This is a genomic window from Pseudoalteromonas sp. P1-16-1b, assembly GCF_001401785.1.
Lineage (GTDB): Bacteria > Pseudomonadota > Gammaproteobacteria > Enterobacterales > Alteromonadaceae > Pseudoalteromonas > Pseudoalteromonas undina.
The window spans coordinates 1-11,593 of sequence record NZ_LKGQ01000027.1 but is presented as its reverse complement, the minus strand read 5'-3'; the positions used below and the strand labels follow the sequence as shown (position 1 = coordinate 11,593).

Genomic DNA, 11,593 nt, shown 5'->3' with positions numbered 1-11,593 from the left:
CGTTTTTTTATAATTAAGTAAGTGGTTAAACTAACTCACTTAAAGCTGCTAGTCCCACTATACACGCTAAACCTAGCTGGGATACAAGGCTAAAAACCGACATCATTCTTAATAAAAACAACCCCCAAGGGTGCTTTACGTGCGGATACAATGAACAGCGCTTTAAATTTGTTGCAAAGAAAAAACACACCACCGCCGTCATGGTCATAAAAAGAGTGAGCTCACTTTTTATAGTGATATTTTCATCAAAAAAGAAAAACAATTGTAGCGGTAACAATAAAGCCACAACCGCATGTAATACATGCACTTTTTTAATTCGATCTAACTGCCCTTCTGGCGATAATTCTTTAATACCAAAATCACGTTCAAGGCATTTAACTAAGTTACTGGCTTTGATGCTTACAGCTAAACGGTAACAACTTAATCCGTCGTTATTACGCGCTCTAAAATCATACCCTGCTTTAAGCAATAAAATCATTAACGATTCATTTTTACTCATCACCGCGTAATGCAGCGCTGTATTACCTTTAATGTCTACGGCTTTTTTATCTTGGTATTGCAGGAGCATTTCTATTACATTTACATAGCCTTTTTCTGCAGCCCACATAAATGCTGTTTTGTTATCTTCATCGGTCAAGGTACCCGTCGCACCTTGTTCAATAAAGCGCATGGCCATGGTTTGCTTAGCTTTTTTCTTGTTTAAATGGGCAAGTAAGGCATTTTCTAACAACACAATAGAATCAACATCAGGCGAAACCTGAGTTAATAAAGTAAAGTAATCTTTGCCTGCAGCTACCTTTTCGCTAGTAAGCTCTGCTAAATATTCAATGTCTGCAATCGACTGAGGAATATGCGCACTTAAACGCTCTCTAAAGTCGACCTCTTGCCAAATAGATAAGGTATCTGCAGCTGACAGCTTAGCACCCTGTTCAAGCGCATGTTCTATCAAAGTAAAAAAACGTTTACTAAAAAACAGACTGATTAATGAAAGCGGCGTTTCAATATTATTTTGTGCCGATACACTTGCGTATTTTTCAAGTCGCTGACACAACATTAAAACAATATTTTCTATACTGTAATCATTGGCAAAATAATGCTCTTTAAGTGCAGCAATATAGACTTGTGCATCTTCATCATATTCACAGATATGCTGAAAATAACATTCTTCAAACGGCTCTAGGGGGGTTAACCAGGTTAAATAATAAATTGGGGGCAAAACCGTAGTACAAACACCATCATCTTCTTCAGTAGAGCGACAGGCAGGCCAAGCTTCTAAAGCATCTAAAATGAAGGCACCGTTTTGTTCAACCAGCCCTTTGACCAATAACGGGTATTCCCTTGGCCAAATTAGTACATTTTCCATTAAAACAACACAACTCCAGTGTAGCTCGGGTGAGTGGTCAGTTATAACAGTTTTTAGCTGACACCACGCTTAATCAAAGAAGTCGATATTCTAACACAGCTTGGTAGTCAAGCTAGCGTAAACTCATGCAATATAGACCAAAATACAAAAGCAGCTAACGACATGCGCCATCAGCTGCTTTTACGGTTGGAGCTTTTAATTGCAAAGGAACTAACTTTGCTGCAGTTCTGCTGTGACTTGGTCTAATCCCACATCAGAAATTCGTTGAATGATCTCTTTTTGCTTAGCACTGAGTAACGAAATTCCCTCAGCAACAATATCGTATACTTTCCATTGCTGATCATTCCCCAAACGCAGTTTAAAATGCAGATCTATGGTGGGTTTATTAGTTTCAATAATTTGCGTTTTAACAGTGGCAAATTTAGAGTCGCTTGCAGCGGCGTCTTGCTCAAATATTACATCTTGCCCTGTATACTTCATTAGTGCACTCGCATAAGTACCCGTTAAGTAATGCTCTACCGCACCAATAAACGCAACGCCCTGCTCGCGGTTGATACCTTTAATATGTTTACCTAATAATTTAAACGACACAAACTTAATATCAATATGTGGCATCAAACGCTGCTCAACAATTAAAGACATCGCTTCTTTGCTGGCATTACCTTGCGCATTTACCTGCCCAATATCGTTAAATAATGATTCGGCTACAGTTTGCAATAATTGTTTAGGTGACGGCTGAGTTTGTGCATACAAAGCACTACTGAAAAAAACAGCAACAACCACTAAAAGCTTTATAAGTTTCATAATAAATGGATAGTTTAAATAATTAAGTTTAGCGTAATTTACGCAAATAACAGGCAACAAAAAAGGAATAAATAAGCACCTTATTAATGCCCAATTAGCACCAATATAATTAGTTAAATAAATTCAATCAGTTAAAGTGTTCAGTTAACAAGCCATCTACAAGCGGATTTTTGTCCTCATTGAAAACAGTAATTCACCGCCCTTATCATTTAATTACTAATTTAATTTCCCCCGTAGTTGGCCATTATGAAAACCTCATATAATATGATTTCTATTATTGTTTTTTGTTTATTTTTACTGACAACTCATGCAGCCTATGCATCCCCAAACCATGGCTACGCTGTAGACTTATTAAAAGGCGAAGGCAATGTAACTGGAGTAAAGCTTGCGTATCAGTATCATCCAGAGGGTGCGCAAAACTTTGTGGGTGATGCCCGCTTTTACCTTGAAAGCAGCATTAACCTGTGGCATTACCGCCATGATCAACAGTCACAATCAAACCTGGTGTTAGCTGTTTCGCCAGTAGTGCAGTTCCCAGCATTTAGCCTATACAATACGCCATTTTATGTAGAGGCTGGTATTGGCTTTTCCTTACTTGATGAACGCTATTTTGCCGATAAAAACCTAAGTACTCACTACCAGTTTGAAGACAGAATAGGTCTAGTGGCGGATTTTGGTGAAACCAATGTAGCGCTGCGAATTATTCACTATTCAAACGCCGGATTTAAATCTCCCAACCCAGGGATTAACTTTTTAACCTTGTCGGTGGCACAACGTTTCTAATTGCTTATTTACAGCCCTAGAGAGCATTGCAGCTTTTATTTAATGTGGTCATAATAAATAACCGCTTAATAAAATATAAGAGCATCGTAATGCAAATTTGGCAAATCGTACTCGTTATCTCGATTGTACTGGCTATTGTTATCGGCAATTTAGCACTGCTGCGCTTAAGTGCAAAAAGCGAGTTTAAACACTCAGTATCAAGTTCATCTAGGCAAAAAAGAGAAACAAAAAAGCCCTGAATAATCAGGGCTTTTTTCGTTTAAATCATTACTTAGCCAACTAACCAGTGCGCCATTAAGGCAATAACTGGCAAGGTTACTAAAGTTCTGAGAATAAAAATAATAAATAACTCAAAAATATTAACCGGTATTTTACTGCCTAATAAAAGTGCGCCCACTTCAGACATATAAATAAGTTGCGTTACACTCATTGCCGCAATAATAAAACGTGTTACATCGCTTTCAATTGAGCCTGCGGCTAAAATAGACGGAATAAACATATCTGCAAATCCCACCATAATCGTTTGCGCCGCCATTTCAGCTTCAGGTATTTGTAGTAATTCTAAAAATGGAATAAACGGCATACCTAAATATTGAAATATCGGCGTGTACTCAGCAATAATTAAAGCAAATGTACCCACAGCCATTACCACAGGTAATACTGCAAACACCATATCGAATGCGTTGTGTAAGCCCTCTTCAATTGTGCCTTTTAAGCCTGGTGCTTTTTCTGCTTTAGTTAATGCAACATCAAGTGAATGCTTAAATAATGTTTTGCCTTCAGGGACTAGCTCGGCGTTGCCATCAGGTTGTTCACCATCAATAAGCACGTCCTTTTTAAAACGCAGTGGTGGTAAACGCGGAACAATTATTGCGGCCACTACACCCGCTAAACACACGGTTAGGTAAAAAGGTGCAAATAAGTATTCAAGCTTTACTTGGCCAATAACAACCAAACAAAAGGTAATTGATACAGCAGAGAAAGTGGTACCAATAATCGCAGCTTCACGTTGAGTATAATATTTATCTTCATACTGACGCGCAGTCATTAAAATACCCACGCTACCATCACCTAACCATGAAGCAACACAATTAACTGCACTGCGCCCTGGCACCCCAAACAATGGACGCATTACTTTAGTAAGTAAGGTACCCACCAGCTCAAGTAAACCAAAATTAAGTAATAACGGCAGTAATAAGCCCGCTAAAATAAACACCGAAAACAACACCGGTAATAAATCTTTTAATACTAGCAAGCCAGTATTTTCTGAGGTAATAGCATGCGGTCCAACTTGAAAATAAGTTAAAAGCACAAACGCCATACCAAACAACCGTGTTACTAACCAAATCCAACTCACATTAAACAAATGATTTAATAAGCGAAATTTGGTTAAGCTTTTCGGTTTAAAGACACTAAACACCAGCGACATAACGCCAGTAATACAAATAATGGTAGCTATTAGCCCTAGCGCTATTTCACTGAATGAGGCTTGAATTGCCTTGGCCATTACCGCGATAGGAATCGTCATTATTTCACCAGACGGTACTGGCGTCATAAACAAAAACACACCGATTAAAGAAGGAATTAAAAAAACCAACCAAACTTTCAAATCATAACTTTTTTGAACGGGTGCTGGGCGTGATGAATCTAACTGAGACATATTTTCAACCTGTAAAAACCACAAAAAGAGCTAAGTGCTCTTTTTGTGGTAAATATTTATAATTATTAAATTTTAATACCGCGCTTAATTAACGCCGCTTCTAATGCTTGTTGCAAACCATTCATGGTACCTGGTTCAAGCGTTTCGCCTTTGTCATCCATCCACGTTAGACTGGTGCCACCTTGCTTGGTTTTGCTAACCAAAATTTGGTATTGACCTTCATCAATTGGAAGCTCTGTTGGTTCATCGCCCCAAATTGAATCCCACACACTGCTTTCTACTTTCGCATAATCTGCTGTAATTAAACCTGTCTCTTGGTTTATTTCAACAATAGTAAAAGATAAGCGCTCTAAGAATCCAGAAAAGCGATCGAATACCGTATCGTAAGCCTGCTCAGTAACAAGTGCTGCATTGCCTTTGTTGTCAAACCCAAGTTCTAATGAAATTATTCCTTGGCGCTTACGCATATCAACTTCAAGTTGACGATAGCGATAATCAAATTCACTCACCACTTGATTAAGGGCGCGCACTTCTAGCTGTTGTTTTAATAAATCAGTCAGAGGTTTATCACCTTTGAAATCAATAAGCTCAGCCGTTAATGATGCTGTGCGTTGATGCTCTTTTTCTTCAATAGTAAATTTAAAACGTTCTAAATCAACACTTTCATCATCGCCCCATAACCAGCTTTCTTCTGGCTTAACAATGGCGTACCAATCTGTTTCCAGTGTTCCTTGCATTTTGTTTTGTTGTGTCGCGCTAATGTTGTTATCAGCAAGCACTGCTTGAATCGAGTCCCAAATGAATACATCTAAATCGTCAATGCCATCATTTTTATCAAAATAAATACGTGCTTGTTTATCTGCTTCCTCAACCCAACTGCCTTTAGCAATGGTTAACACTTGCGCCGGCGGGCGATAGTTTGTTGCCTCCGGATTATTATCATATTGACCCACATCCATCTTATAAACAGGATCTTGAGCGGGTTGTGATAACGAAGCAGGTGTTTTAACCGGCTCATGAGCGCGGTAATTACGCTCATTATGGGCATCACTCGTAAATACACTACACCCTGACAAACTTACCAATACACTTACTGCTAGTGCTTTTGGGATCCAATACTGCACAGATAATTCTCCTTAGCATACCCTTAATTGTTTTAACAAATATATGAGTGGGTAATACCGATTTGGTTCAGTGTAAAATCAATATTAACTTTACATTTATAATTTGCTTATCTAACTGCATTAAGCCAACAAGATGACCGACAGACTAGGCTACAAATAGACACATTTTTGCTATGGTACTTTCACAAGCTTGTAAAAACAAGAAACACTGCACTATTAACCGTCTAAAATTAACCGTCACTGTAGTTTAACGCGGGTTTTGTGTTAAACTTTGCCGCCGTGCAACGCTACGTGTTTATTTTTTGTTGCCAAGTCGGTTGTTATCATCCAAGTAACTTAGGTACTTTAAAACCCATGACTGCATTTTCAAATCATCAAATTGTTTTAACCGCAATTGGCGAAGATAGATCGGGCATCGTTAGTGAGCTTACGCAACTCGTCAGTGATTGCCACTGTAATATAATAGATAGTCGTATTGCTATTTTAGGCAACGAACTTACTTTTATTATGCTACTTAGCGGTGATATGTCGGCCATTAGCCGTATTGAGCATACACTCCCTACCAAAGGTATGGAACTTGGCCTGCTTACTATGATGAAACGCACTTCAAGCCATAATCAAAGCGAGTTTTGTGCAGGCTACACCCTAGAATACACTGGTATAGACACCCCTGGCACCTTGAGTAAAGTAACACGCTTTTTTGCAGATAATAATATTAATATTTGCTCATTAAAATCAGATACCTACGAAGAAGAAACTGAACTCAAAATGCGCTGTGAACTTGAATTTAATATTCCCATTGACGTTGACATTGACCAATTTAAAATTAGTTTTGAAAACCTTTCGCACGTTTTAAACGTAGATTACATCTTTCGACGTATTCGCTAAGGAGTTTAGCATGAACAAAATTACCCCATTACAAAGTGGCGACACAGCACCAGCTTTTAGCTTACAAAACCAAAATGACGAAACCGTTGTGCTCAGCGAGTTATTAAAAGAAAAACAAGTGCTGGTATACTTTTACCCTAAAGCGTCAACGCCTGGCTGTACCGTACAAGCCGAAAACCTGCGTGATCAACAAGCCGAGCTTGCTAAATTTAACACTCACGTGGTTGGCATAAGCCCTGATCCAATTAAGCGCCTTAAAAACTTTGAAACTAAAAAAGAGCTTAACTTTGACTTACTTTCTGACGAAGATCATGCCATTGCTGAGGCATTTGGGGTGTGGGGCTACAAAAAATTTATGGGCAAAGAATATGACGGGATTCACCGCCTTACTTTCTTAGTAGGCCAAGACGGTAAAATTAAACACTTGTTTGATAAATTTAAAACCAAAGATCATCACCAAGTGGTGTTGGACTATCTAGCCGCTGAATAAAGGCTAAAGGCTAAAGGCTAAAGGCTAAACAAGATAAAAAAAAGCGTTGCTCAAGGGCAACGCTTTTTTGTATTTGCTTATTTATAATTTAGCTAATAACGGTGATTGTGGAATACCTACTCGAGGAAGTAGAGCCGGTGTTACCGCAAAGGCTGCTGGTAAACGTCCTTTTAATTCAGCCATTTTTGTTTGATTATTTTGCTGATCAAAAATGTAGTATTTTAAAACATCACCATAAGCACTTCTCTCTAAGCTAGCTTGTTGCAGTGTGTCTAATGCTTTATCGTAATCTGCGCTATAAATATAAGCTAATGCTAAGTTCCCAGCAGAACCTTCGTGTAAGTTACCGTCAAGCTCTCTAGACAACCCCTCTAATTCAGCTATAGCCAGTTCATAACGACCTAGTTGTATGTAGGCATTAGCAAGCGAGTTTTTCGTAAAATATGGCGGGTTGCTTCCTGCTGGATACCATGTTTCGTAAGCACTTAAGATATCTTCATATTGTTCAAGTTTAGAAAAAACATGAACGAGTAAAGTATAACTTTCTAATTTAATTTTTCCCTCTTCAAAACCTGATAGCACATCTCTATTTGCATACCATTTTTGAATATTTTTTGCCGTTTGTATTAGTTGTGTTGGTTGATCACTTTTTGCATCACCAGCTACCTCTAAAAGTTGCGCTAACTGTTGGTTATACTGATTACTAGCTGCGGACTGTTTTTGCGCACTATGTTGTTCATTCTTTGGATTTTCATCAACAATTTGTGCTGCTGCCAACGCGCTAAAAGACAGTGCAGCCAAAGCCATTACCATATGTTTACTTTTCATTGTTTTTTCCTTGTTTAACATTTTAATCCTTTGAATATTAAAACTCTTTGAGTGTTCAATATTCAAAAGAGGGGGAGTGAAAAAGTTATATTTAGATTTTTTTTCATGCTCAGAGAGTAACAAACTGGCTAAATCTAACTGATACTTACCTTTGAGTTTACGCATACATTTTTCGTCACAACTAAGCTCTAACTGCTCTTTTGCCAAACGCGCTAGTTTTGAGCATATTGGGTTCCACCAAAAAACACTTTCTATAAAGCAAATTAGCCATGTCCAATAAATATCACCTTGTTGTAAGTGCGTTAATTCGTGCTCAATAACAGAGTTTAATTCTTTTCGATTTTCCATCTCAGGAGTAAGCCAAACAACCGGATTGACTAATCCTGTTGCAAAAGCAGGCCCTCCAATTGAGGTGAATCTTATTGGGTATATACAGTTTGCTCGTTTTGAAGTGCTATATAAGCTTGAGTTAGCTTTTAAGTTTTTGACTAACTTTACATACATAGCAACACGCAATGTAAACAAGCCAATTCCACTAAACAGCAATACACTAAAAATATGGTTTAATGATGGTAACCAACTCACTGGTGCAATAATGCTACTTTCTGATGTTATGACCTGCGCACTGGTAGGGGCTATTAACGTATTTAAAAAACTAAACTCAGCAACATTAACAGTATATTGCGATGTACTTTCAAGTAATGGCAATTGAGAAAAGTATTGCCAAGGAACAAACCAGGCTATTAAAGCCAGCATTATTACGTAAAAATTTAATCTAGAAGGGGCACTTTTCATCCCTAATGATGCAAGCAAACAACACACACTAATAATTGTGCAAGTTACAAAATAATCCATCATAGCCTTCTCCTTTAATCTTGCTTTTTATTTTTCAATAACGATTGTAGGTACTCAATATCCTCGTCATTCAGTTTTTCTTCTTTAATAAAATGGGCAATTAAGCTGCGAGAGTTACCTTTAAAAAAACGCTGCATAAAGCTAGGCATTGCTTGTGCTGAAAATGCGCTTTGAGTGATCACTGATTTAAATACGATCGCTCTCCCCTCGTTCCCACAGCGTACTATCGCCTCTTTTTGCTCCAACCTATCGACAATTGTTTTCACCGTTGTGTAAGCTACTTTTTTGTCTTTTCTTGTGTCAGCAAGTAGGGCTTTATGTAATTGGCTAGCCGTGCATGGCTCGTGTTGCCAAAGCAACTGCATAATATCTAATTCAAATTCACTGAGTTTCATTTTAACCTCTATTACTACACCTGTAGTTCTTAACTGTTACAAATGTAGTAATAAGCGTTCAGTGTGTCAATATAAAAATTATATAATTTAAAATAAAAAATAAATTTAGAGGTTGGTAAATACATAAACGATAAGAGGCATAATTATCGAAGTGAACATATGTAATGAGGTGTCATTTTTTGTATTTATCGCTTTAGTACTTTAGCATTCCTGCCGATAGTTAAATTAGTAACGAAAACATTATGGATAATAAACCGTGATACAGCTAAATAAACACTCAGCCTTTGACGTTAAAATTACAGCCGAAAAAACAAATATTGCACAACAAACAAAAGAAACAACTAAAAATAAGGACAACGCTGATTATCAATTATCAGATAAAGAGCGTAATAAACTCTCAGGAAAAGAGGCTGAGCAAAAAGCTGAAAAAACCACAAATTCAGAGATGCCTGAATATATTGCAAAAATGATAGAGCAACTTAAAGAGCTCAAGCAGCTGCTTGAAGAACAAAAAGAGCAACTCACTCAATTACAAGCTCAATCGGACCAAGAAGACGAGGCTATACAGGCACAAATTGAAGCACAAGCAAACATCGTTTCATCAACACAATCTCAGGTAATTGCGCTCGTGCAAATGATCAGCCAAGCCATGAAGGATGCAGGTATTACAGACGCGGGGGCACTTGTAAGTGCCATTGTTTGAATTTTCAGAGCAAAGATTTCAAAAATAAATAGCCTACCCTAGCGGTTAAAAAACTACGCTGTGCTTGCGTTCTCACTTTTCACCCAACAGTGCTTGCTGATAAATTTTATTAAACTCTTCAGCAGGTAAATCAGCCGCAAAGTGATATATAAGCGCTTTGTATTTATCGCTTTGAATTAATTTTGAGAGTGTATTATTAAAATCATGAACAAATTTTATATTTTCTTCACTACGCTCACACATTAAATGCCCAACAGTAAACGATGTATTTAATTTCAAATCAAAGGAGTGAATGTCTGCGTCTGTTATATCCTGCCAATACGTGACTACATCGCTGGGGTATTCAATAGACGCATCAAATTCTTGCAACTTAGCTAATTGTTGTAATCTAGAGAATATATTAGTGGGGGCTGGTTTTATTTTAGTTTTATCTACTTCTTCAAGTAGAGACATAATGTCTTCGGAGAATATTCTGAATTTTGATAATCCCAACCTTAATTCACTTTGAGACACTAACTCGTCTAAATTTTTCATATGCTTAAATTCAGTTAAATCAGTAGGAGAATAAAGTCGCGGAGCGAGATACAAAGAAAACGGCTTTGATATTAAATAGCGGTTTACTCGTTCTGGGGTGTTAATTTTATTGGCATAACAATAATTAGTGCCAAATTGAACTTCATTATTTGTATTCGGCGCTTTTACAAACTCAATTCTGTAATCTCGCATTTCAGCCAAAATTAACTTATAAAGCTGCGCGTCGAGCGATTTTCCTGCGGTAACTGAGTTCATTCGTAGCAAAGACTCATCGTTACTACTTAATACGATTTTTGTTTTATTTGCGTCAAACTCTGCAAAACGCGTATTTTCATAATCTGATTTATATAATGCCTGCAACCGTCCCGATGATTTTAATTTTGGCATTGTTTGGTCAAATTTTCGCGCCAAGGCTCTGCCCTTTTCATCGTTCGAAAAGGCTAAATAAATAGGCCTTGCAGGTACAAGCTCTACATAATTAAGCTTTGATTTATACTCTTTGGGAATGTTGTAGTCAAAATCAACGAAAGCATCTATACGTTTATTCAGTAGCAGAGCCACTGCGTTTTCAATAGTAGACACCGGGTAATAATCGTGTGGGTATTCAATAAACTTATCGAAATTATAGCCGTCGAGCCAGCTTAATACTTTGTTGTTAAAATCAGATAACTTATTAAAGTTATTAGTAGAATTTAAAAAATAGGCATTAATTGGATAATCATAATCTAAGTACCAATGAGGATAATAGGCTAAAGGGATATCTTCTTTAGCAACACCAATTACGAAGTCATACTGTTTTTGTTCAAATAAATTGGTAATTCGTTTGTAAGTACTAAAATCAAACTCGAGCTGTTCATCTGCATAAACTTCTTTGAGTAGCTCAATATAAACGCCTGTTTCATCCGGATTGGTGTAATCAACCCAATGAGTTACGCCAACTTTTACACTCGCAAAAGCCGAGTTTATACAAACATAAGAAAAAACAAAAAACAGTAGTAGGTATTTAGCCAAGCGCATTCTCCCAATCACTTAGTTTAATATATGCACCACCAGTGTACTTTGCAAACTTAGGTGTTAGTTCAAGGTTCAAGGTTCAAGGTTCAAGGTTCAAGGTTCAAGGTTCAAGGTTCAAGGTTCAAGGTTCAAGGTTCAAGGTTCAAGGTTCA

Annotated in this window: 12 protein-coding genes; 5 read left to right on the top strand and 7 right to left on the bottom strand. The window is 37.4% G+C overall.

The window, feature by feature from the left end:
- Window positions 1-25 precede the first annotated feature (25 nt).
- Window positions 26-1,363, bottom strand: coding sequence for an ankyrin repeat domain-containing protein (locus AN392_RS15885; RefSeq protein ID WP_055013243.1), 1,338 nt, complete (start codon window positions 1,361-1,363; stop codon window positions 26-28).
- A 210-nt stretch (window positions 1,364-1,573) separates the two neighbouring features.
- On the bottom strand, window positions 1,574-2,167 hold the full coding sequence (locus tag AN392_RS15880) for a phospholipid-binding protein MlaC (RefSeq protein WP_036932808.1): 594 nt from the start codon (window positions 2,165-2,167) through the stop codon (window positions 1,574-1,576).
- A 246-nt stretch (window positions 2,168-2,413) separates the two neighbouring features.
- On the opposite strand from AN392_RS15880, the gene AN392_RS15875 reads away from it, so the two are divergent.
- Both AN392_RS15875 and AN392_RS18580 read left to right on the top strand, forming a co-directional pair.
- Window positions 2,414-2,950: an acyloxyacyl hydrolase gene (locus AN392_RS15875; protein ID WP_010388480.1), complete on the top strand. Its 537-nt coding sequence runs from the start codon at window positions 2,414-2,416 to the stop codon at window positions 2,948-2,950.
- A gap of 89 nt (window positions 2,951-3,039) precedes the next feature.
- Window positions 3,040-3,189: a DUF2897 family protein gene (locus AN392_RS18580; RefSeq protein ID WP_138570659.1), complete on the top strand. Its 150-nt coding sequence runs from the start codon at window positions 3,040-3,042 to the stop codon at window positions 3,187-3,189.
- A gap of 32 nt (window positions 3,190-3,221) precedes the next feature.
- On the opposite strand, the gene AN392_RS15870 is transcribed toward AN392_RS18580, so the two are convergent.
- Both AN392_RS15870 and bamC read right to left on the bottom strand, forming a co-directional pair.
- A complete protein-coding gene (locus AN392_RS15870) occupies window positions 3,222-4,610 on the bottom strand; it encodes a YjiH family protein (protein WP_055013242.1) in 1,389 nt (462 codons plus the stop codon).
- A gap of 65 nt (window positions 4,611-4,675) precedes the next feature.
- Entirely contained in the window at window positions 4,676-5,734 is a 1,059-nt protein-coding gene (gene bamC / locus AN392_RS15865; RefSeq protein WP_008112982.1) for an outer membrane protein assembly factor BamC, read from the bottom strand.
- 354 nt (window positions 5,735-6,088) lie between these two features.
- Between bamC and AN392_RS15860 the strand changes: the two genes are divergently transcribed.
- Both AN392_RS15860 and bcp read left to right on the top strand, forming a co-directional pair.
- Entirely contained in the window at window positions 6,089-6,622 is a 534-nt protein-coding gene (locus AN392_RS15860) for a glycine cleavage system protein R (protein WP_008112981.1), read from the top strand.
- Between the two features lie 10 nt (window positions 6,623-6,632).
- Window positions 6,633-7,112, top strand: a complete 480-nt coding sequence (gene bcp / locus AN392_RS15855) for a thioredoxin-dependent thiol peroxidase (RefSeq protein WP_024601114.1) — start codon at window positions 6,633-6,635, stop codon at window positions 7,110-7,112.
- Between the two features lie 81 nt (window positions 7,113-7,193).
- Here bcp and AN392_RS15850 read toward each other — a convergent pair whose 3' ends face one another.
- Together AN392_RS15850 and AN392_RS15845 are read right to left on the bottom strand one after the other, a co-directional pair.
- Window positions 7,194-8,795, bottom strand: a complete 1,602-nt coding sequence (locus tag AN392_RS15850) for a M56 family metallopeptidase (protein WP_235575603.1) — start codon at window positions 8,793-8,795, stop codon at window positions 7,194-7,196.
- Between the two features lie 14 nt (window positions 8,796-8,809).
- Window positions 8,810-9,190, bottom strand: coding sequence for a BlaI/MecI/CopY family transcriptional regulator (locus tag AN392_RS15845; RefSeq protein WP_055013240.1), 381 nt, complete (start codon window positions 9,188-9,190; stop codon window positions 8,810-8,812).
- A 256-nt stretch (window positions 9,191-9,446) separates the two neighbouring features.
- Between AN392_RS15845 and AN392_RS15840 the strand changes: the two genes are divergently transcribed.
- Window positions 9,447-9,893, top strand: coding sequence for a hypothetical protein (locus AN392_RS15840; RefSeq protein ID WP_055013239.1), 447 nt, complete (start codon window positions 9,447-9,449; stop codon window positions 9,891-9,893).
- A gap of 72 nt (window positions 9,894-9,965) precedes the next feature.
- Here AN392_RS15840 and AN392_RS15835 read toward each other — a convergent pair whose 3' ends face one another.
- A complete protein-coding gene (locus tag AN392_RS15835) occupies window positions 9,966-11,444 on the bottom strand; it encodes an ABC transporter substrate-binding protein (protein ID WP_055013238.1) in 1,479 nt (492 codons plus the stop codon).
- Between the last annotated feature and the right edge of the window lie 149 nt (window positions 11,445-11,593).